Origin of the sequence: Falsihalocynthiibacter sp. CO-5D18, from assembly GCF_041205445.1 — a bacterium.
Lineage (GTDB): Bacteria > Pseudomonadota > Alphaproteobacteria > Rhodobacterales > Rhodobacteraceae > Falsihalocynthiibacter > Falsihalocynthiibacter arcticus.
The window spans coordinates 348,302-368,459 of the sequence record NZ_JBGFCF010000001.1 but is presented as its reverse complement, the minus strand read 5'-3'; the positions used below and the strand labels follow the sequence as shown (position 1 = coordinate 368,459).

General features: G+C 54.6%; 19 protein-coding genes. 5 read left to right on the top strand and 14 right to left on the bottom strand.

Going from position 1 to position 20,158, the window contains the following annotated elements:
- Positions 1–8: 8 nt before the first annotated feature.
- Positions 9–1,022, bottom strand: coding sequence for a sugar ABC transporter substrate-binding protein (locus AB9F27_RS01670; protein ID WP_335586963.1), 1,014 nt, complete (start codon positions 1,020–1,022; stop codon positions 9–11).
- A gap of 197 nt (positions 1,023–1,219) precedes the next feature.
- Between AB9F27_RS01670 and AB9F27_RS01665 the strand changes: the two genes are divergently transcribed.
- Positions 1,220–2,419 (top strand): ROK family transcriptional regulator, encoded by a 1,200-nt coding sequence (locus tag AB9F27_RS01665; RefSeq protein WP_335586967.1) that lies wholly within the window; start codon positions 1,220–1,222, stop codon positions 2,417–2,419.
- A gap of 34 nt (positions 2,420–2,453) precedes the next feature.
- Here AB9F27_RS01665 and AB9F27_RS01660 read toward each other — a convergent pair whose 3' ends face one another.
- The 8 genes from AB9F27_RS01660 to AB9F27_RS01625 form a co-directional block, all read right to left on the bottom strand.
- Positions 2,454–2,906: a CoxG family protein gene (locus tag AB9F27_RS01660; protein ID WP_369755542.1), complete on the bottom strand. Its 453-nt coding sequence runs from the start codon at positions 2,904–2,906 to the stop codon at positions 2,454–2,456.
- A 145-nt stretch (positions 2,907–3,051) separates the two neighbouring features.
- A complete protein-coding gene (locus AB9F27_RS01655; RefSeq protein ID WP_335586965.1) occupies positions 3,052–3,855 on the bottom strand; it encodes an XdhC family protein in 804 nt (267 codons plus the stop codon).
- A complete protein-coding gene (locus tag AB9F27_RS01650; protein ID WP_369757473.1) occupies positions 3,846–5,033 on the bottom strand; it encodes a VWA domain-containing protein in 1,188 nt (395 codons plus the stop codon). Before AB9F27_RS01650 ends, AB9F27_RS01655 begins: the two co-directional genes overlap by 10 nt.
- Positions 5,030–5,908 carry a MoxR family ATPase gene (locus AB9F27_RS01645; RefSeq protein WP_335586873.1) on the bottom strand — a complete coding sequence of 293 codons (879 nt, stop codon included), beginning with the start codon at positions 5,906–5,908 and terminating at the stop codon, positions 5,030–5,032. The genes AB9F27_RS01650 and AB9F27_RS01645 overlap by 4 nt, the downstream gene beginning before the upstream one ends.
- Positions 5,909–5,952: 44 nt before the next feature.
- Positions 5,953–8,373, bottom strand: coding sequence for an aerobic carbon-monoxide dehydrogenase large subunit (locus tag AB9F27_RS01640; RefSeq protein WP_335586874.1), 2,421 nt, complete (start codon positions 8,371–8,373; stop codon positions 5,953–5,955).
- Positions 8,370–8,861, bottom strand: coding sequence for a (2Fe-2S)-binding protein (locus AB9F27_RS01635; protein WP_039000424.1), 492 nt, complete (start codon positions 8,859–8,861; stop codon positions 8,370–8,372). Before AB9F27_RS01635 ends, AB9F27_RS01640 begins: the two co-directional genes overlap by 4 nt.
- 9 nt (positions 8,862–8,870) lie before the next feature.
- On the bottom strand, positions 8,871–9,725 hold the full coding sequence (locus AB9F27_RS01630; protein WP_335586875.1) for a xanthine dehydrogenase family protein subunit M: 855 nt from the start codon (positions 9,723–9,725) through the stop codon (positions 8,871–8,873).
- Positions 9,726–9,853: 128 nt separating this feature from the next.
- Positions 9,854–10,945 (bottom strand): MHYT domain-containing protein, encoded by a 1,092-nt coding sequence (locus AB9F27_RS01625; protein WP_335586876.1) that lies wholly within the window; start codon positions 10,943–10,945, stop codon positions 9,854–9,856.
- 311 nt (positions 10,946–11,256) lie between these two features.
- Between AB9F27_RS01625 and cls the strand changes: the two genes are divergently transcribed.
- Positions 11,257–12,687, top strand: coding sequence for a cardiolipin synthase (gene cls / locus AB9F27_RS01620; RefSeq protein ID WP_369757472.1), 1,431 nt, complete (start codon positions 11,257–11,259; stop codon positions 12,685–12,687).
- An 82-nt stretch (positions 12,688–12,769) separates the two neighbouring features.
- On the opposite strand, the gene AB9F27_RS01615 is transcribed toward cls, so the two are convergent.
- The 4 genes from AB9F27_RS01615 to AB9F27_RS01600 form a co-directional block, all read right to left on the bottom strand.
- Positions 12,770–13,801: an NADP-dependent oxidoreductase gene (locus tag AB9F27_RS01615; RefSeq protein ID WP_335586878.1), complete on the bottom strand. Its 1,032-nt coding sequence runs from the start codon at positions 13,799–13,801 to the stop codon at positions 12,770–12,772.
- A gap of 262 nt (positions 13,802–14,063) precedes the next feature.
- The gene (locus AB9F27_RS01610; protein ID WP_335586879.1) at positions 14,064–14,822 is read right to left on the bottom strand and encodes a 5-oxoprolinase subunit PxpA; all 759 of its coding nucleotides are present in this window, start codon (positions 14,820–14,822) and stop codon (positions 14,064–14,066) included.
- Position 14,823: 1 nt separating this feature from the next.
- The gene (locus tag AB9F27_RS01605; protein ID WP_335586880.1) at positions 14,824–15,846 is read right to left on the bottom strand and encodes a biotin-dependent carboxyltransferase family protein; all 1,023 of its coding nucleotides are present in this window, start codon (positions 15,844–15,846) and stop codon (positions 14,824–14,826) included.
- Positions 15,843–16,595 (bottom strand): carboxyltransferase domain-containing protein, encoded by a 753-nt coding sequence (locus AB9F27_RS01600; protein ID WP_335586881.1) that lies wholly within the window; start codon positions 16,593–16,595, stop codon positions 15,843–15,845. Before AB9F27_RS01600 ends, AB9F27_RS01605 begins: the two co-directional genes overlap by 4 nt.
- A gap of 124 nt (positions 16,596–16,719) precedes the next feature.
- Between AB9F27_RS01600 and AB9F27_RS01595 the strand changes: the two genes are divergently transcribed.
- From AB9F27_RS01595 to AB9F27_RS01585, 3 genes are all read left to right on the top strand, one after another.
- Positions 16,720–17,682 carry a TRAP transporter substrate-binding protein gene (locus AB9F27_RS01595; protein ID WP_335586882.1) on the top strand — a complete coding sequence of 321 codons (963 nt, stop codon included), beginning with the start codon at positions 16,720–16,722 and terminating at the stop codon, positions 17,680–17,682.
- Between the two features lie 64 nt (positions 17,683–17,746).
- Entirely contained in the window at positions 17,747–18,274 is a 528-nt protein-coding gene (locus AB9F27_RS01590; RefSeq protein WP_039000416.1) for a TRAP transporter small permease, read from the top strand.
- A 3-nt stretch (positions 18,275–18,277) separates the two neighbouring features.
- Positions 18,278–19,579, top strand: a complete 1,302-nt coding sequence (locus AB9F27_RS01585) for a TRAP transporter large permease subunit (protein ID WP_335583446.1) — start codon at positions 18,278–18,280, stop codon at positions 19,577–19,579.
- Here the strand turns inward: AB9F27_RS01585 and AB9F27_RS01580 are convergent.
- On the bottom strand, positions 19,576–20,094 hold the full coding sequence (locus AB9F27_RS01580) for a winged helix DNA-binding protein (protein WP_335583447.1): 519 nt from the start codon (positions 20,092–20,094) through the stop codon (positions 19,576–19,578). The two genes, AB9F27_RS01585 and AB9F27_RS01580, sit on opposite strands and share 4 nt — an antisense overlap.
- Positions 20,095–20,158: the final 64 nt, after the last annotated feature.

The following is a 20,158-nucleotide window of genomic DNA, read 5'->3' as shown; positions in this document are numbered from 1 at the left end:
TCTAAAGATCAACCCCAGCAGAGGTCTTTGCCTGCAACCGTATCGATTGACTCAACACCCTCGACGGCCTGATCCGTTACCAAAGCAACACCCGTGTCATAGAAGTCCTTACCTGGTGTCATAGCTGGCTTTGTTCCGTCTTTGGCCCAGTTGTTGATGGCTTCAACACCCAAAGCCGCCATGCGCAATGGATACTGTTGCGACGTCGCACCGATCACGCCATCTGCTACATTGGCCACACCAGGGCAGCCGCCATCGACAGAAACGATCAAGACATCATTTTCGCGACCAAAGGCCTTGAGCGCCTCATAGGCACCTGCGGCAGCGGGTTCGTTGATTGTGTAAACCACATTGATCATTGGGTCTTTTGCGAGAAGGTTTTCCATGGCTTTCCGGCCACCCTCTTCGTTGCCCGCAGTGACGTCATTGCCAATAATGCGTGGGTCGGTTTCATCGCCCCATTTGTTTGGGTCGCCCAAATCAATACCAAAGCCTTGAAGGAAACCTTGGTCGCGCAACACGCCAACTGAAGGCTGGCTTACAGCGAGGTCCAACATTCCGATTTTAGCGTTTGCCGCTTCTGCGCCAAGCTTGGCGGCGGCCCATTTGCCAATCAACTCACCGGCCAGAAAATTGTCGGTCGCAAAAGTAGCGTCCGCCGCATCAATCGGCTCAAGCGGTGTATCCAGAGCAATCACAACAAGGCCCGCGTCCCGCGCTTGCGTCACTGCAGTTACAATAGAAGACGTGTCGGAAGCCGTAATGAGGATACCTTTGGCACCGTCTGCAATACATGTTTCGATCGCCGCAACTTGGCTCTCGTGATCGCCATCAACACGACCTGCGTACGACTTAAGAGTCATGCCCAATTCGGCAGCTTTTGCTTCGGCACCTTCACGCATTTTCACGAAAAACGGGTTCGTGTCGGTTTTGGTAATCAAGCAAGCGCTTACGTCTTGCGCATAAGCGCCGCCAGCGGTTGCAGCGACGGTAAGTGCTGTACACATCAATAGTTTTTTCATGGTCTTCCTCCCAAAAAGATCAACGGATTTATCAATGAAGTGGGCTCCTCCCTCTCCAAAACTGCGCCGTTTGAATTCGCAAGTTCCCCTTAAGGAAGCCTGATTCCCCCAAAGCTGTCAATAAATAAATAAACTTTATTTATTAATGAAAGAATGCCATCTTCCTTCCTAGAAAGGAGCGCGCTATGGTCAACGGTATGGACGGGAGCAAAATCAGAGGCTTAAGTGGCGGCGTGAATCAGAGCGGGGTTCGTAATCATAACGAACGCCTATTGCTCTCCATGCTTCAACGTCACGGCGCGATGCCGGGCATTGATCTTGCGCGCCACTCTGGTCTTTCCCCGCAAACGGTATCCGTGATCCTGCGAAAGCTCGAAAAAGACGGCCTCTTGCGACGTGGTGACCCAATTCGCGGCAAGGTGGGCAAACCCTCCATGCCTATGGCCTTAAATCCAGATGGCGTGTTCTCGTTTGGCCTCAAAATAGGCCGTCGCAGCGCGGATTTGGTGTTGATTGATTTTATGGGTGTTATCCGCCACGAGCTTAATAAAACATACTCCTACCCGATACCCGACACGGTCTTTGAGTTCCTCCAAGAGGGGCTTGATACGATCGCATCCAGAATGTCCGAGGACGACCGCCGTCGCCTCTGTGGAATTGGAATTGCAGCACCATTTGAGCTGTGGAAATGGCATGATTTAGTGGGGGCGCCCTCGGAGGAATTTCAGGCCTGGCAGCACATCAATATCGCCCAAGAAGTTACCCGATTTAGTGACCTCCCTGTGTCGATTGTTAACGACGCTACAGCCGCCTGTCGTGCGGAGCACCTTTTTGGCCGCGGAAATGAATTTCGCGATTACGCGCATTTTTTCATCGGGTCGTTTGCGGGGGGTGGCATAGTTTTGAACAACACGGTTTTTGAAGGAAATCAGGGGAACGCGGGCGCGCTGGGATCTCTTCGCAGTACAGGTCCGCTCGGCGAGAGCCGCCAACTTGTCGACGTCGCGTCTCTGCATTTACTCGAAGGGCGCCTCATTGAAGCCGGCCTCAACCCAGAGGTTTTGTGGCGCCATCCCCAAGATTGGTCGACCCTCACACGTTACGTCGACCCATGGATTGGGGAAACCGCCCAAGAACTCGCCAAGGCCGCCCTTTCGGTGTGTTCGGTGATCGATTTTGAAGCCATTTTGATTGACGGTTCCTTCCCCGAAGATGTCCGCACCGAACTCGTTGAACGTGTACAACGCTATCTCGTGAACCAAGACACGCGTGGCTTGATCCCCCCGCAAATTGTGCAAGGTCATGTCGGAGAAAAAGCACGAAGTATCGGGGCCGCCAGCACCCCGATTTTCAATCTTTTCCTCCTCAACACCAACGCGGGTTTATCGGCGAACTAAACACATCCGGCGGGGTATTTGGGTGATGGGTTGCTTAAACAGCTTGTTTCTCGTCCACAATCTCCGCAAAGCGCGTAAAGAATTTCCCCGCCAGTTTCTTGGCTGTACTGGTCATAAGACGGCTGCCCAATTGAGCAATTTTTCCACCGATATCCGCTTTGGCCGTATATTTCAAAAGGGTATTCTCTCCGTCTGCCTCAAGGATGACATCAGCACCGCCCTTGGCAAAGCCCGCGACCCCGCCGTTGCCGTTGCCCGTAAGCGAAAACTGATGCGGTGCGCCCGAAGTGTCCAAGACTACATTGCCTAAAAATCGCGCTTTGACAGGCCCTACTTTCAACACAACTTTGGCTTCAAGCTCGGTGTCCGAATGCTTGATGAGTTCCTCGCATCCTGGGATGCACTCTTCAAGGATTTTAGGATCGTTAAGGGCAGCATAGACAACGGATACAGGAGCGTTGATAAGGATTTCGTCGTTTAATTCCAAGGGAGTATTCCTTTAGCAGCAGGGAAATTTGATACCGGCAAGAAGCTCGGTCTGTGAGGGTGTTAGTTTGGGAAAAATGCGCCTAAAGAGCGTTGTTACGAGGCGCGTTTCGACGATTTTGGGCTCTATTTCCAAAATCAGTGGTTCAACAATTGACGTCATCGGGGTCTCCTTTTGCACGCTGCAATTCGCGGCGTTTAAGCACAACTTCAGACAGGATCGAAAGGGCGATTTCATCTGGCGTGATCGCTCCAATATTGAGACCAGCTGGCGACTTAATTTGATCCAAAGCCACCTGTGACACGCCCGACGCGATAAGGCGGGTAACAAGGGTTTCAAATTTGCGGCGGCTCCCAACAAAGGCCGCAAATTTTGGCGCAGCTTTGATTGTGGCACGCAGCGCGGCCTCGTCACCATTGCCCTGAGTTGCGATGACAACATATAGCAGCCCCGAAGTGGGCGCGGCAAAATCATGTTTTCCGTCCACAGAATGCGACACCGAAAAATCGAACCGCTCCGCAAGGGCAACGAGCTCTTTTGCCACCGGACCTTCACCAAAAACAATCAACTCGGGTTGCGGCAAAACGGGTTCCACAAAAATGTCCATCGACCCTTTGGACGGGCAGCCATTGCGGGCAAATTGAACGCCTTCGCGCGTTTCGCCCGCGCTCAAACCTTCTGCCGCAAGGATTTCTTCTGGTCGCAACGAGATAAACTGCGTGCAGCCCTTCGACAACGCGGCCTTCGCTGCATTCCTTACCGCGGAACGAATACAGCCGCCGCCAACCCAGCCATCGGTGATGGTGCCGTCAGCCAAGATAATCGCCTTGGATCCGGGTTTGGCCGATGTTGCGTTGACGGTGCGCACGACCGTGGCAATGGCAAAAGGCTGCCCCTGCGCGCGCAAATCTGACGCGCGGTTTTCAAATGAATGACTGCTTATACCCATGCCAGTTCCCCCTCTAATTTCGCCAAACTCTCAAGCGTGTTGGCCGCCGCAAACATATCCAAATACGGTAAGGCGGCCGCCATTCCTGCGGCAACAGGCGCGTAATCTTTCCACCCCTTCAGGGGGTTAAGCCAAATAATCTTGCATCCGCGTTTCTTGATATCCTTCAGGGCCTGCGCAAGGGCGGCGGGCGGGTCGGTGTCGTATCCATCCGAAAGAATGATCACCACGCTGCGGCCCGAAACGAACCGCCGCGCATAGGTGCGCGCGAACAAATCAAGGTTCGCCCCAATCTTGGACCCGCCGCCAAACCCATCGGCCAGCAGCGTCAATCGGTTAAGCGCGCGCAACGGATCATCGTCGCGCAATGCCCCCGTGATCCGCGCAAGACGCGTGTGAAACAGATAGGCATCAGCCGTCGCATCGGTGCGGATCAAGCCGGCCAAAAAGGACAGGAAAACACGAGAATAAACCGTCATTGAACCCGAAACATCACAAAGAGCAGTGATTTGAACGGGGCGTTCGGGGCGGCGGCGGCGCGGCAAGCGGATAGGCTCGCCACCAGTTGACAGGCTTTGCCGGACCACTTTGCGAAAGTCGAGCTGAGCGCCTTTGCACGCGGCCACGCGACGCCGAGACCGGCGGTCGCGCATCGCGTCCGCCATCCGCCGGGCCACTAATGCCGCGTCCTGTATATCTTGGGGCGAAACCAACTCGCGCATGTCTTTTTTCATCATGTTCTGAACGCCACTCGCAACAAGGCGGCCTTCGCCATCGGATGCGGCATCGCCCTCGCCCTGCCCCGTGTCTGGACTGTCGATTTGGCCCGCTCCGGCGCTTTGTTGGCCAGTATCTTCCTGATTGGTCCGCGTGTGTTTGGCGACATTTTCATTCGGACTTTTCACCACTTTGCTGCGGATTCGCCCTTCGTTGCGCCAGTAGGCGTCAAACAGCATCTGAAAGCGTTTTGCGTCATCTTCGCAAGCCGCGCAGACCGATTTGAGCGCCAGAAACACCTCCGTCATATCAACCGCTTTGATATGCGTAAGCGCCTCGATGGCCGTTTGCGTTTCCGAAACGCCCAAGGCAAATCCATGTTCTCGCAAATGGGCTACAAACCCGAGAACGCGGGCGGTTGCACCTGGATCGCGGCCTGAAAAACGCGTGACTTTGGTCATGCCGCTTTCCCCGCGAGACGTTGGGCCACTTCGATGGGAATATTCGCGCGGTCACTTTGCGTTTTGAGCAATGTCACCAATGTCGCACGTAAAATCTGCGGATTCTCATTGAGATCATTGATCCCCAATCCGGTCAGTGCAGCAGCAAAATCCAACATTTCCGCGACGCCGGGGGTCTTTTCCAGCTCTTCTTTTCGTAAAGCTTGCACAAATCCAACAATTTGCGCCGCAAGCTTACCATCAATATCGGGGCACCTCGCCGCCAGAATTGCCAGTTCGGTTGCGCGATCTGGATACTCAACATAGGCGTAAATACAGCGCCGCCGCAGCGCATCAGACAGATCGCGTGTGCCATTGGATGTCAGGATTACGTGAGGCCGCGATTTAGCGGTCAGCGTGCCAAGCTCCGGCACAGTTATTTGAAAATCAGACAGAACTTCCATCAAATACGCTTCGAATTCTTGGTCGGCACGGTCGATTTCGTCGATCAGTAAAACGGGCGACGTTTCCTGACGAATGGCTTGCAACAATGGACGCTCCAGAAGGAATTCCTCCGAGAAGATCCTCTCTTCGACGATCGCTCCTGTTTTTCCGTCCTCGGCTGCCGCACGGATTGCGAGCAATTGCCGCTGGTAATTCCATTCATAAATTGCGTGGCCCGCATCCAGCCCCTCATAACATTGCAACCGAATTAGCTTTGTGTCCAAGGCCGCAGCCAATGTGCGCGCGACTTCGGTTTTCCCAACGCCCGCAGCGCCTTCAAGCAACAAAGGGCGGCCAAGTTTTAGCGATATATGCAACGCCATAGCGAGATCAGAGGACGCAATGTACCCCTGCTCTGCAAGCTGCGATTTGAGTGTTGTCCAATCAGTCATAATGGGTCTGTCGGGCGACACTCGGCCGCCCGACAACTCCTTTTCTAGCTGTGCAAGCCAAGATCATTGGCGATTTTCCAAATACGCCATTGATCGTGCGGCATGTGCGACTGTTTCAAGCCAAAGGGCCGGAAGGCATCGTGTACTGCGTTTGAAAACGCTGGAACGCCACCCACATTGGGGCTTTCTCCTACACCTTTTGCACCGATCGGGTGATGCGGGCTTGGGGTTTCGGTGAAGTCGGTTTCATAGGTTGGTGTTTCCCATGAGGTCGGCAAGAAGAAGTCCATCAGCGTGCCAGTTTTGACATTGCCGATTTCGTCATAAGCAAGCTCTTGGCCCATCGCGATGGCATAGGCTTCGGTTGCTCCGCCATGCACTTGGCCTTCGATAATCATCGGGTTGATACGGGTTCCGCAATCATCCAACGCATAGAATCTGCGCACTTCATGCGTGCCCGTGTCGACGTCGATTTCCATAACACAGATATACGCCCCAAACGGATAGGTCATGTTGGGCGGGTCATAATAGCTGACCGCCTCCAATCCTGGCTCAAGCCCTGGGATCGCCTGATTATAAGAAGCATAGGCGATTTCCGTCATGGTTTTGAACTGCTCAGGAGCGCCTTTGACGATGAAACGATCAACGTCCCATTCCAAATCGCCGTCGTGAACCTCCAACAGATAAGCCGCGATCATCTGTGCTTTGGCTCGAATTTTGCGACCCGCCATGGCCGCCGCAGCGCCCGCAACAGGAGTTGAACGCGAGCCATAGGTCCCAAGTCCGTAGGGGGCCGTATCGGTATCGCCTTCCTCAATCGTGATGCTGTCGGCGGAAATACCAATCTCGCTCGCTAGAATTTGAGCGAAGGTTGTGGCATGGCCCTGCCCTTGGGAAATCGTTCCCAAACGCGCAATTGCCGATCCTGTTGGGTGAATGCGAATTTCGCAACTGTCAAACATACCCATTCCAAGGATGTCACAGTTTTTCACCGGTCCCGCTCCCACAATCTCGGTAAAGTGGCTCAGGCCAATGCCCAGAAGTTTCCGCGTTTCGCCGCGCTTAAACGCTTCGACACGCTCGGCTTGCTCAACGCGCAAAGCGTCATAATCGACAGCTTTGAGCGCCTTTTCCCAAGCCGTGTGATAGTCGCCCGAGTCGTATTCCCACCCAAGGGCGGATTGATACGGGAACTGATCTTTCTTGATGAAATTCTTGGCACGCAATTCGGCGGCATCCATGCCCAACTTAATCGCGAGGACTTCGATCATCCTCTCAATAAAATAGGCCGCCTCCGTAACGCGGAAGGAACAACGATACGAAACGCCGCCCGGTGCTTTGTTGGTATAAACACCATCAACGCCGAGGTAAGCCACAGGAATATCATAGGATCCCGTGCAAATACTCATGAAGCCCGCTGGGAATTTGGTCGGATCGGCGCAGGCGTCAAAAGCACCGTGATCGGCGGTTACTTGGCAATGAAGGCCTGTGATTTTGCCGTCTTTGGTGGCGCTAATTTTGCCTTTCATCCAATAGTCACGCGCGAAGGCGGTGGCCATCAGATTGTCCATCCGGTCTTCGATCCATTTCACAGGTCGCCCTGTAACAATCGAGGCCACGATGGAGCAAATATACCCAGGGTAAACCCCAACTTTATTGCCAAAACCACCGCCAATATCGGGGGAAACTACGCGGATGTTGTGCTCTTCGATCCCAGACAGAAGCGACGCTACCGTCCGCACCACATGAGGCGCTTGGAAGGTGCCCCACAGGGTGAGTTTGCCGTTAACCTTGTCCATCGACGCGACACAACCGCATGTTTCCAATGGGCAGGGATGCGTGCGATGATAATACACGGTTTCTTCGGCGACGACGTCAGCATCGGCCATAACCTCGTCTGTCGCCGCCTCGTCACCAACTTCCCACAGGAAGATATGGTTGTGGTGTTTACGCGCACCATGCGCCCCACTTGTCTGGCCGGCAAGATCTTCGCGCAGCACAGGCGCATCAGGCAAGAGCGCCTTAAATGGGTCCGTGACAACAGGCAGCTCTTCATACTCGACCTCAACCAAATCGATGGCGTCGGCGTTGATGTAGCGGTCTTCTGCGACCACAAAAGCAACTTCTTGCCCCTGAAACAGAACCTTGCCATCGGCCAGAACCATCTGCTTGTCACCGGCCAGTGTCGGCATCCAATGTAAACCTAACGGCTCCAAATCTTTGGCCGTCAAAACAGCAATCACACCTGGAAGCGCCATTGCGGCTTCGATGTTGATCGACTTGATCTTCGCATGCGCATAGGGCGAGCGCACAAAATCGCCAAACAGCATTCCGGGCATCTTGATGTCGTCGACATAATTGCCTTTGCCTTGGGTAAATCGCACGTCTTCGACGCGTTTGCGGGAATGGCCAAGACCTTTGAGTTTCGTGGCGCGCTCTACGCTTGTGGGGGTTTGATCATTCATTCTGCCGCCTCCTTGGCTGCGTTCATTTCTGAGGCTGCGGCCATGATTGATTTGACGATATTTTGATATCCGGTACAGCGGCACAGGTTGCCCGCCATTCCGAAACGTACGTCCTCTTCGGTCGGCGTCGGGTTTTCCTGAAGCAGGCGGTGCGCTCGAGTAATCATACCAGGAGTGCAAAAGCCGCACTGAAGCCCGTGGTGCTCCCGAAACGCATTTTGCAGCACGTTCATTTCACCAAGCGGCGAAAGGCCCTCGATTGTTGTAACCTCGGCACCATTGGCTTGGGCCGCAAAAACCGTGCAGGACTTGACGGATTTACCATCCATTTCAACGGTACAGGCCCCGCAATGCGAAGTTTCGCATCCGATATGGGGGCCAGTGACGTTCAGTTTTTCCCGCAACACATGGATGAGGAGTTCGCGTGGCTCAACCAGCAGCTCTTCTGCCTTGCCGTTGACTGTGAGTTTTAAGTGCATTTTGCTCATGTTTTTCTCCTACGCAGCCGCGATGGCGCGGGTGATCGCGCGCGTGATGACGATGGAGGCCACGTGCATTTTAAACGCAACTGGGCCACGATTATCTTCGGTGGGGTCAATATCGGCCAGCGCATTGGCGACAGCGTTTTTGATATCGTCCGTGCTGCATTTGGTGCCAACAAGTGAGGCACTCGCCGCCTCGGACCAGATCGGAGTGTCGGAAAGATTGGTCATCGCAATTGATGCCGCAGTACAGGTTCCGCCATCCATTGAAACAAGCACCGCACAGGCCGCCGTCGCATAATCGCCGATTTTGCGCTTTTGCTTTTCGTAGGCATACCCGCCGCTTGTTGGATCAAAGCTGACCAAAACAAGGATTTCGTCGTCTTCGCAGGCTGTCACATAGGCGGCCTCGTAAAAATCACGGGCCTTCACCTCGCGCGTCCCGTCTGGCCCCGCCAACGTAAATGTCGCGTCCAAGCATTGCATGATGCCCGGCATGTCATTCGCTGGATCGCCGTTGGCCACATTACCGCCAATCGTGCCGCAATAGCGCACTTGTGGGTCGGCGATTTGCAGCGCAGCCTCGCGCAAAATGGGCGCAGCTTTAGCTAGCGCGGCGTCGGCGATTAGGGAGTGCTGCGTGACCATTGCCCCAATGGAAATTTTGCCGCCGTCAATGTTGATCGCCTTCAATTCGGCGATATCTTGCAGGTCAACAAGGTGAGTCACGGCCGCCATCCGCAGCTTCATCATCGGGATCAAACTGTGCCCCCCTGCAAGAACCCGCGCCTCATCCCCTTGTTCGTGTAAAATTCCGACCGCTGATTTTACATCGGCGGGGCGGTGATACTCAAATGCTGATGGTATCATTGTCGACCTCCCTAATTGTCTAAATTGATTGGGGAAAGTCTGTACCTAAAGCGGCGCGGTCCACGCATTTGACGCACCGCTTGGGTCGAAAAACTCACGAAATGCGAATAAGCTGCGCGAGTTGCGATCTAGATGAGGCCAAACGCCGTTCGGACTTCGGCCATCCGCGAGCGGCTCACGGGGACGGCCCCCAAGGCGGGGCAGCCCGCGAACAAACAAACGCCTGAGTCCTTTTTACGCTCGAAACTCGTGACGTGTTCAGGGTTAATCAGGTAGCTGCGATGGCAACGAATAAAGCTTCCCTCAAGCAGTCGGCTCTCCGCTTCGGTGATCGACCATGGGCAGAACAGTTTGTCGCTCCCTGTATAGATAATACTATAATGGCCCTCCGCGCGCAGGGCCGCGATTTCAGAGGGACGAATGAATTGAACATGCCCATCTTTTTGATAGGGCACTGAGGTTGTGGGAGAGGCCGGTTTTCCTTGCTCAACCAACGGCTCCGTCGCCGCAGGAGCGGGAATAAAGGTCACCCCGAGCAACAAAAAACCACCGCAGATAAAAAACGCAATAAGCGTGACGATCAAGGCCAGCGTTTCGTTGTCGATGAGGGCCGCCAACGGCCCCACATCATCCACCTCCAAGTAGTTCGTTCCAGCCATCGCCAAAAAATGCACCGCGCAAACGGCGGTCCCAAAGGTGAGCGTTCCCAAAATGATACTGCGGTGCGTGCGTTCGCCGTAAGCGATTGCAAAGGTTCCAATGCCGAGTACAACCGACGACGCGACCGCGACCAAGATACCAAATGGGGTATAAACCGCCGTACACAGCTGCATTCCCGACATGCCGATGTAATGCATCGCCGAAATCCCCAATCCGGCAATCGTTCCCGCCAAGATAATGCTCAAACGTGTTCGTTTGCGAAAATGCATAACTAACAAAGCGATACCGACCACAAGAATCGCCGTGAGGGCTGAAATCAAGGTTGTCAGGGCATCGTAGTAAAACAGGATCGGCAATTGCAGCCCAAGCATGGCCACAAAATGCATGGCCCAAATACCGCCGCCCAAGGCCACCGAGGCCATCGCGATCCGCTGTTTACGCTGATTTTCAGGCAAAAGAGAGACGCCACGCGTCAACGCCAACCCCGTAAAACTCGCCATAAGGGACACAGCGACGGCGGCAAAGACAAACAGATAGTTATGTGAATAGTCTAAAAACACTCCGTCTCCTCCCGCGGCGTGAAATGTACAATTTGTGCTCATTGCTCGTCTATCGACAGTGACCTTGTCAAGGTTCAACACCGTCGGAGACTTCACGCCCCAGAGGTTCACTGCTGCCAACTTTGGTTCTATGCTCTAGATCTCCACCTTGAGGGGCCTGGTAATCTTGCTGTGTGGCGGCGACACCCCTCGCGCATATTCTCATTTGGGATCAACGCCAAAATGCCCTTTCTTCTTCGCCTGTTCCTGCCCTATGTTAATCCAAAGACCTCTTTTATATATTTCCTTTTCCAGCTCAACAGGTGGCCCTTTTGCTCATTGCTCTCTCTGGTTTCCTCATTGTCGCGCTATGTGTCGTTCGAATTCTTCTGCGCCCAAACCGCGATCCTGCGGCGCGGGCTGCGTGGATTGCGACTGTCCTTGCGATACCGTTTGTCGGCGTGGTGGCCTATATTATGCTGGGCGAAACCAGCATCGGGCGCAAACGCCTCAAGCGCATGAAGGACGTAAAAGCGACCTTGGAAAGCGCCCCCGACCCTGAGGGCGGCAGCCTTGCCATGTCCCAACCCAAAATTAAGGACGTGCATCTGCCGCTCTTTAATGTCGGGACATCGATCAGTGGGTTTTCGCCCGTTGGTGGAAACTCCGCGCGCCTTATGAACAACTCCAATGCGGCGATCGACGCGATGGTTGCCGATGTGGACGCCGCCAAGGACCACGTCCATCTCATTTTCTACATCTGGGTGCCCGATCGCAACGGTACAAAAATGGCAGAGGCCCTCAAACGCGCCGCCGCCCGAGGCGTGACCTGTCGCGCAATGGTCGACGACATCGGATCGCGCAGCATGGTGAAATCCGACCTCTGGAAAGAGATGGCCGCAGCAGGCGTAAATACCGCCGTCGCCCTTAAAGTGGGCAACCCAATCGCGCGTATTTTTGACGGTCGCATTGACTTGCGAAATCACCGGAAAATCCTCGTTATCGACAATAAAATCACCTATTGCGGCAGCCAAAATTGCGCCGACCCTGAATTTGTTCAGAAGGCAAAATTTGCGCCGTGGGTGGATGCCGTTATGCGCTTTGAAGGGCCGATTGTCCGCCAAAACCAACGCGTGTTTGTCGGCGATTGGATGGAAAGCAACCAAGAGGATATCACAAGCGTTTTGAGCCACCCGTATCCCGACTATGCTGAAGGTTTCCCCGCTCAAGTGGTTACTTCGGGCCCCACGTCGCGAGCCTCCGCGATGCCGGAAATGTTTGTGACCCTGATCTATTCTGCCACGCGCGAACTTTTCATCACCACGCCCTATTACGTGCCCGTCGACGCGTTACAGGCTGCGATTTGTGCCGCGGGCAACCGTGGCGTCAACACGACCATCATTTTTCCTGCCCGAAACGATGATTTCGCCGTTGGAGCATCGAGTCGCAGCTATTACGCAGACCTGTTGGCGGCTGGTGTTACGATTTACGAATATGAAGCGGGACTTCTGCACACAAAATCAATGACCGTTGACGATGAAATAACCTTCATTGGATCAGCGAATATGGATCGCCGCAGCTTTGACCTCAACTATGAGAATAACATCCTTCTTCAAGACCACGACATGACCAAAGCAATGCGCGCACGCCAAGAGGACTACCTAAAAGAGTGTCGCTTGGTCACAGTCGAGGAGGTCCAGAACTGGAAATGGTGGCAACGTCTCTGGAACAATGCGCTCTCGATTGTTGGACCACTTTTATAGTTGGGCGTCGCCTAAACCCGCATAGAATTTCAGGTAAAACAGGCCGCACTTCTTATAATGAATGCGGCCTGTTTCGTTTGTTTTAGTTACCGAGGTGAATAACCCGTTTTCCGAAAGCTTCGCCCCTCAGAAGACCGATAAAGGCCTCTGGTGCTTGCTCCAAACCTTCAATCATCTCTTCGCGATACTTGATTTTCCCTTCGCGCACCCAAGCGCCCATTTCACTGGCGAATTCGGGATAATACTGGCCAAAATCATCAAAGACGATAAAGCCACGCATTGTAAGACGTTTGCGCAAAATTTGCCCCATCAGATAGTTCATCCGATCCGGCCCATCAGGCAGGGATGTGGCGTTATATTGCGATATCAATCCGCAGAGCGGAATACGCGCCAAAGAGTTCAGCAGTGGCAGAACCGCATCGAAAACAGCGCCGCCGACGTTCTCAAAATAAATGTCGATGCCTTCTGGAACAGCCGATTTCAACGTCTCGGCAAAACCGTCGGCTTTGTAGTCAATACAGGCATCAAACCCAAGATTTTCTACAACATGCTGACATTTTTCAGCGCCGCCTGCGATGCCAACGACCCGCAGACCCAAAATCTTACCAATCTGACCAACTGTGGCGCCCACAGGCCCACTTGCCCCCGCAACCACCAGCGTTTCACCCGCTTTAGGCTGTCCGATATGCTTTAGCGCGGCCCAAGCCGTAAGGCCGGGCATGCCTAGAACACCAAGCGCCCACGACGGGTTTTCCGGATTTTTGCCCATATTAATGATGCCGGTTCCGTCCGACAGCGCGTAGTCCTGCCATCCGCCAAACGCGACAACCCAGTCGCCCTCGGCAAACCCGTCCAACTGGGACGAAACGACCTGTGAAACGGTACCGCCGCCCATCGGTGCATCCAATTCGACGGGAGCCGCATAGGACGGCGCGTCGCTCATGCGGCCACGCATGTAGGGGTCTAAGGACAAATACTTGTTTCGCAGCAACATTCGCCCTTTCTCGGGCACGGGTATGGCAACCGTTTCAAGCCGCAAAGTGTTGGCATCTGGCTCGCCTTTTGGTCTTTCGGCAAGTACCAGACGGCGATTTTCGGTTGTTGATTGTGTCATTTGTTCTTGTCCTTTTGTGTGTTCAATCGCGACGTGGGCCGAACTATTCATCGTTATCTGCGCCGCTCAAAGCGACCGCAATGCCAACATCGCTATTTGTGCCAATCTTAAGTGCGTCATTACAAACTAAACTTGGTAGTTCACTTTGATAAATTCAACCTCTCGGGCCTAGAAAATCTTCAGTTCTAAGCATCGCTTTCTCAAATGCAAGAAAGGCGAAATCCCCAACTCGACGGCATATCTTCATCTATCGTTCACAGAGCTAAAATGCGCGGATGTCGTAACCAGACAATTCCAGTTTCGCGCGCAATCCACGCGCCATAGGAACCGCACTTTCGCCGTCACCATGCAAGCAGATGGTATCAATCTGACATGGGATAACTTTACCGCTTTGGGCGATAATTCCGCCTGCTTCAAGCATCGCAACAATCCGCACCGCCGCCACTTCTGGATCTGTAATAACCGCTCCCGGAGTGCCACGTGTGACCAACGTCGCGTCGTCGTTATAGGCCCGATCCGCAAAGATTTCGCCCGCCCACGCACAGCCCAAATCCTTTGCCACGGCCTCCATCGCTGTCGCGCTCAAGACCATCAGAATGATATCTGGCTGAACCTTCAAAGCGGCCTCATAACAAACCCGCGCCATAGCCTCAGATTCCGAAGCCATATTCGCCAGAGCGCCATGCAGTTTCAAATGCCGAACCTCCCCGCCAACGCTGCGCGCCATCGCTGCCGCCGCGCCCAACTGATAAGTGACCATATGGGCAAGTTCGGCGTCCGACAGAGCAATGCGGCGGCGCCCGAACCCTTGCAAATCCGCAAAGCCTGGATGCGCGCCAATACCGACGCCCTTCTCAAGGGCTATTTGCATCGTTTGCGCCATTGTATCGGCATCACCCGCGTGAAAACCGCAAGCAATATTGGCGGAGCTAACAACATCCAATAGGGCCGCGTCGTTGCCCATTTTCCAAGGGCCAAAACTCTCGCCCATGTCCGCGTTTAGATCAATTGTTTTGGCCATTTTACGTCCTTTCCAGATCGTCGCCAGCGGTCACGCCACTGATCAATTGGTATGCGAGCAAATCCGCGATATCATGGGGATCGCGCAGGGCTGGCTGCACCTTGTTCCGAAGCACCCGCAACTGCTCGGCCTCATTGGGGGCACTTTCATCAGCAACCTCCAACGCGACCATTTCGAACCGCAAAACGTCTCCCGCTGTGGCCTGTGCCACAAGGGGTAAGTCCTGTGCAACGACCGTGCCAATACGCGGATAGCCCCCAACCGTTTGGCACTCACACAATAAAACAAAGGGCACGCCATCCCCCGTCATTTGGATATCCCCCGGCATGATAAATTCGGACGCCAAGCCTTTGGGTGCAATATTGGCAAACGGCGGCTCCGAGGTCTCCAATCGCAGGCCTTGGCGGTTGGCCTGTGCGCTTCGGAGAAATGTCGTCGCTTGAAAGCGGTCCAATGTCTCGGCGCTAAAGAATTCCGTCTGTGGCCCCGCAATCATCCGAATGACTCCACCAGAAAAGCGCGCGTCAGGTGTAAGTTTTTGCGCGGGTGCGGCGATGTTTGAATCCTGATTCAGCGCAAGCATATCCCCTGCCGCCAAAGCCTCGCCAACCCCTGCCACAAGGTGGGTCGAAATACTGCCCATCCACTCGGGCGCAACCAACCCCGCAGCTGGCGTCAGATACCCATAAGTGCCGTGCAATGCGCCGCCAATTGTCAGGCGTTGATCGGGCAATAGGAGATGCGTCATATTCCAGCTAACGGGTCGCTCATCAATACTCGCGCGCATTGGCGCACCCGTCAGGGCAAAGCGCATCGGCACATCACAGCAAAACACGCCACCTATACCCGCCATTTCGATCGCGGGGATCACATCAGCTAAACCTAACAACGCGGTCGCCTCGAACAAGGCAAGACGGTCCGCAGCGCCCCCCGCCGAAAGCCCCTGCGCGATATGGTTTGGCCGCCCCAAATCTTGCACGCTCATGCTGGGACCTGCCCGCTCAATCGTCAGGGTGCCGCTCATCGGAGCACCTCGCAACGTGCGCCGCCAAGCCCGTCCGGATTATCCGCTAAAATGCGGGCCATTTCATCTTCGGAGACCGCAGAAAAGCGCAGCGCATCCCCCTGTTTCAAGGCAATAGGTTCGCTGCGTGTGGGTAAAAACGGCCGAAACGCGCAAAGCCCAATTTGCCGCCAGCCCGTCACACTTGGGTTGGCAAACAGTACCAATTGGCGCACGGCCACAACCAAAGCCCCCGCTGGAACTTTAGGCGTCAATTCTGTTTGCCGCGGCAAATCCCACTGTGGCGGGAGCAGGCCAATATAAGGTTGGCCCGGTGCAAATCCGATGGTCAAAACCCGTAGGTCTGTGTCCGTCACATCGCTTATTGCCTGCGCCTCAGAACGTCCGGCCATCGCGGCGGCCTCCTGCAATTGTGGTCCAACCGTGCCGCCGAACTGAACTGGAATATGCCAAAGACGTATCGCATCGGGCATTTCAGTCGCTTGCAAATCAAACCGTGCAAGCAAGACTTCAAGCTCTTTCGCCAATTCAGCGCGCGTTGTGCGCAATGGGTCAAATTTGAAGAGGACCGAGGTCAAAGCCGCCGCGATCTCGTGCACGCCGCTAAGCTTTGCCGCATCTGCAATGCCGAAAAACCGCTGCACGGCACTTGTGGCCTGCGCAGAACTCGTCAAAGCAAAGCGCACAATCAGCCCGTCTTGCCCCATAGGCAGAACTTCAGGCGAAATATCTCCGTTGGAATTGGTCATTTCATGCCTTTTCTGGGTTCAAAAAAGATTCTGCTTGACCAGAATCGCAAAACAATGACAATTTGTCAACGTTATATCATTAAATGGCTTCAATCATAAAAACGCCATCAACGGGAGATCACAAATGTTAAAATATGCAGCCACGCTCGCCATGGGCCTTGGACTAGCCGCCCCAGCATTCGCGGAAACTTGGGACATGCCAACACCATATGGCGACAGCACCTTCCACACGGTCAACATCCTACAGTTTGCCGACGATGTCGCAAAAGCCACCGATGGCGCCCTTGAAATCACCGTCCATTCGGCGGGTTCTTTGTTTCCCCACGGCGAAATCAAAACCGCTGTGCGCTCTCGTCAGGTCCCCATCGGCGAGTTTTTCTTGTCTACCCTGTCCAACGAAGATCTGGCCTTTGGCATCGACAGCCAACCTTTTGTGGCCACCAGTTACGCGGATGCAGCCAAGCTTTGGGACGCTCAAAAACCCGTCATCACCGCCCTCCTCGCGGAACAAGACTTGATGCCGCTTTTCTCGGTGCCATGGCCCGCCCAAGGCCTTTATACCAAAGGTGAAATCGCTGATATCGACGGGCTGTCTGGCCTGCGTTTCCGCGCGTATAATGCTGCCCTAGAAGAATTCGCAGCCCTCGCTAAGGCCGCCCCCGTACAAGTCGAAGCCTCCGATATCGCGCAAGCCTTTGCCACTGGCCAAGTGGAAGCAATGATCACCTCTCCCTCGACTGGTGCCAATTCCACGGCTTGGGATTTTGTGTCCCATTACACCGCGATCGACGCTTGGGTTCCTAAAAACATCGTTGTCGTCAACAAACGCAGCTTCGACGGGCTTGCGCCCGAAGTTCAAGCTGCCGTGCTAGAAGCTGCCGCAGCCGCCGAAGTTCGCGGTTGGGAAATGTCCAAAGCAGAAGCCGCCGACAAGACCCAAATCATGGCCGATAACGGCATGATCATCGTTGAACCTTCCGAAGCTTTGGTCAGCGGCTTGCAAACCATCGGCGCAACAATGCTCGACAATTGGAAAGCAAGCGCAAGCCCCGACGCCTTGGCGATCCTGAACGCCTACCAAGAGTAACCCACATTACCCCAAGCGCTCCGCAGCTCACAGCGGGGCGCTTTTGCTTTGGGAGGGGCACACCATGTTACGCACCAGTCTTGATCGACTCTATACCTTTGCCGCCGCCATCGCCGCACTTGCCATTGTGGCGATTTGCCTACTGGTAACAGCACAGGTCAGCTTGAATATCCTCGCGCGGATCGGCGGGCCGGATTGGTCTTACACCATCCCGTCCTATGCGGATTTTGCTGGATATTTCCTTGCCACCGCCAGTTTCATGGCCATGGCATATACGTTGCGGTCTGGCACCCATATTCGCGTCAACCTGATGGTTCAGCGCCTTCCGGAGCACTCCAGATGGATTTTGGAGATCGGAACGCTGGTTATTGGTGCGGCGGTCTCGAGTTATGCCACGTATTTCACCGCCGCTTTGGTACAGGAGAGCTGGCATTACGGGGATAAATCCACTGGCATTATCGCCATTTCCCTCTGGATACCGCAACTCACCATGGTCGTGGGCCTTGCGCTTTTGACCCTCGCTTTTGTCGACACGCTTCTCGAAAGCCTGCGCGCCAAATCCCCCATCCTCACTGACACCGGATCGGAGTAGCCCATGTCCGACCCCGCAATTTTCCTCCTCCTGCTTGGGCTTTTGCTCTCCCTTCTTGCTATGGGAGTCTGGGTTGCGATTTCCCTAACGATCATGGCATTGGCCGCGCTCGTTTTCTTTTCCAACGCGCCGCAAGGCCTCGTTTTGGCGACCACCCTCTGGGGTCACAGCCACAGCTGGCCCCTCGCCGCCCTGCCCCTCTTTATTTTGATGGGAGAAATCCTGCTGCGGTCGCGATTGAGCCAAGACATGTTCTCAGGCCTCGCACCATGGCTTGGCCGCGTTCCGGGCCGATTGCTGCACGTCAACGTGCTTGGTTGCGCGATCTTTGCAGCGGTGTCTGGCTCCTCAGCGGCCACAGCAGCCACGATTGGACGCATGTCCGTGCCTGAATTAACCAAACGCGGCTACCCCGAGCATCTGATCCTCGGCACCCTCGCAGGCTCCGCTACTTTGGGCCTCCTGATCCCGCCCTCTATCATCCTGATCGTCTATGGCGTTGCCACCGAGCAATCCATCGCCCGCCTTTTTGTTGCGGGTATCTTGCCTGGAATCATGCTGGTTTCACTGTTCGCGGGCTATGTGATGTTTAGCGCATGGCGCAATCCCTCGGACTTCCCGGCCGAAGAAATTACGCTCCCCTTTCGCGCCAAACTCAGAGCGTCCCGCCGTCTGATCCCCGTTTTACTCCTGATTGGCGGGGTGATTGGCACGATTTACACGGGCGTTGCCTCACCCACCGACGCGGCTGCCGTTGGCGTCGTGCTCGCAACTATACTTGCGCTCAGTTCTGGCGGCTTTGGCTGGGAGCAATTCAAGGAAGCGCTGATGTCCGCCACGCGGACCTCCTGTATGATCGCCTTTATCCTTCTGGGCGCGGCCTTTTTGGCCATTTCCATGGGCTTCACTGGTATTCCGCGCCATCTGGCGGAATGGATCGCGACGTTCAACCTGTCGCCCTATGCTCTGCTTGCCGTGCTGACGGTTTTCTTTATCGTTTTGGGGTGTTTTCTGGATGGTATTTCGGTTGTCGTCCTGACCACCTCGATCATCCTACCCATGGTCGAAGCCGTGGGCATTGATCCGCTTTGGTTCGGGATCTACCTCGTTCTAGTCGTCGAGATGAGCCAAATCACGCCGCCTGTTGGTTTCAATCTGTTTGTCATCCAAGGGCTAACGGGCATCAACATCCTGCGGGTTGCGCGTGCGGCATTGCCGTTCTTTTTCCTGCTGCTGTTTGGCACCTTATTAATCACGATTTTCCCGCAAATCGTCACCTTCCTGCCCGACGCAATGAACAATTAAAGCGAGGCTGCCGCGCGACTGGCTTGATCAAAAAGGCCCGACATAGCCCGAAGCGCGGCAGCAATCTCTCGCAACTCTTCGCCCGCCAATCCCGAATGGGGCAAGGATTCAAGTAGGCATTGCGCCCGCACATCGCGGTAGCGTTGGCACAACTCTTGGCCCGTGTCCGACGCCTTGTAAAACACCTCTTTACCACGCTTTTCCGAAGTCAGCAGCCCAAGCTTTAACAGTTTTCGCAGGGCGTAGGTTACCGTATGGGAATCCTCAATATTCAGTAAAAACGCAATATCGGTAAGGCGCTTTTCACGATCCCGATGATTGGTATTGTGCAGCACCAGAATTTCGAGCGGTGACAATTCGGGCATACCCGCCGCCGTCATGCAGCGCTGCATCCACCGGTTAAAGGCGTTATGAGCAATGATCAGCCCGTATTCAAACTCCGACGCTTCCCAGCCATCGCCCTCCGCCAAGTGACGGGATGAAACAATACGGCGATTATTTTGGGGCATGGTCATGGCAACTCGCAGATAAATTAAAGAGAAAGTATCAACATAATGCGACTAATAATTCGCATTCGCA

What these genes read in the sequence shown, in the direction of transcription:
- AB9F27_RS01670 (WP_335586963.1), bottom strand. Translation starts at nt 1,022, where the DNA reads ATGAAAAAACTATTGATGTGTACAGCACTTACCGTCGCTGCAACCGCT.
- AB9F27_RS01665 (WP_335586967.1), top strand. Translation starts at nt 1,220, where the DNA reads ATGGACGGGAGCAAAATCAGAGGCTTAAGTGGCGGCGTGAATCAGAGC.
- AB9F27_RS01655 (WP_335586965.1), bottom strand. Translation starts at nt 3,855, where the DNA reads ATGGGTATAAGCAGTCATTCATTTGAAAACCGCGCGTCAGATTTGCGC.
- AB9F27_RS01650 (WP_369757473.1), bottom strand. Translation starts at nt 5,033, where the DNA reads ATGACCAAAGTCACGCGTTTTTCAGGCCGCGATCCAGGTGCAACCGCC.
- AB9F27_RS01645 (WP_335586873.1), bottom strand. Translation starts at nt 5,908, where the DNA reads ATGACTGATTGGACAACACTCAAATCGCAGCTTGCAGAGCAGGGGTAC.
- AB9F27_RS01640 (WP_335586874.1), bottom strand. Translation starts at nt 8,373, where the DNA reads ATGAATGATCAAACCCCCACAAGCGTAGAGCGCGCCACGAAACTCAAA.
- AB9F27_RS01635 (WP_039000424.1), bottom strand. Translation starts at nt 8,861, where the DNA reads ATGAGCAAAATGCACTTAAAACTCACAGTCAACGGCAAGGCAGAAGAG.
- AB9F27_RS01630 (WP_335586875.1), bottom strand. Translation starts at nt 9,725, where the DNA reads ATGATACCATCAGCATTTGAGTATCACCGCCCCGCCGATGTAAAATCA.
- AB9F27_RS01615 (WP_335586878.1), bottom strand. Translation starts at nt 13,801, where the DNA reads ATGACACAATCAACAACCGAAAATCGCCGTCTGGTACTTGCCGAAAGA.
- AB9F27_RS01610 (WP_335586879.1), bottom strand. Translation starts at nt 14,822, where the DNA reads ATGGCCAAAACAATTGATCTAAACGCGGACATGGGCGAGAGTTTTGGC.
- AB9F27_RS01605 (WP_335586880.1), bottom strand. Translation starts at nt 15,846, where the DNA reads ATGAGCGGCACCCTGACGATTGAGCGGGCAGGTCCCAGCATGAGCGTG.
- AB9F27_RS01600 (WP_335586881.1), bottom strand. Translation starts at nt 16,595, where the DNA reads ATGACCAATTCCAACGGAGATATTTCGCCTGAAGTTCTGCCTATGGGG.
- AB9F27_RS01595 (WP_335586882.1), top strand. Translation starts at nt 16,720, where the DNA reads ATGTTAAAATATGCAGCCACGCTCGCCATGGGCCTTGGACTAGCCGCC.
- AB9F27_RS01590 (WP_039000416.1), top strand. Translation starts at nt 17,747, where the DNA reads ATGTTACGCACCAGTCTTGATCGACTCTATACCTTTGCCGCCGCCATC.
- AB9F27_RS01585 (WP_335583446.1), top strand. Translation starts at nt 18,278, where the DNA reads ATGTCCGACCCCGCAATTTTCCTCCTCCTGCTTGGGCTTTTGCTCTCC.
- AB9F27_RS01580 (WP_335583447.1), bottom strand. Translation starts at nt 20,094, where the DNA reads ATGACCATGCCCCAAAATAATCGCCGTATTGTTTCATCCCGTCACTTG.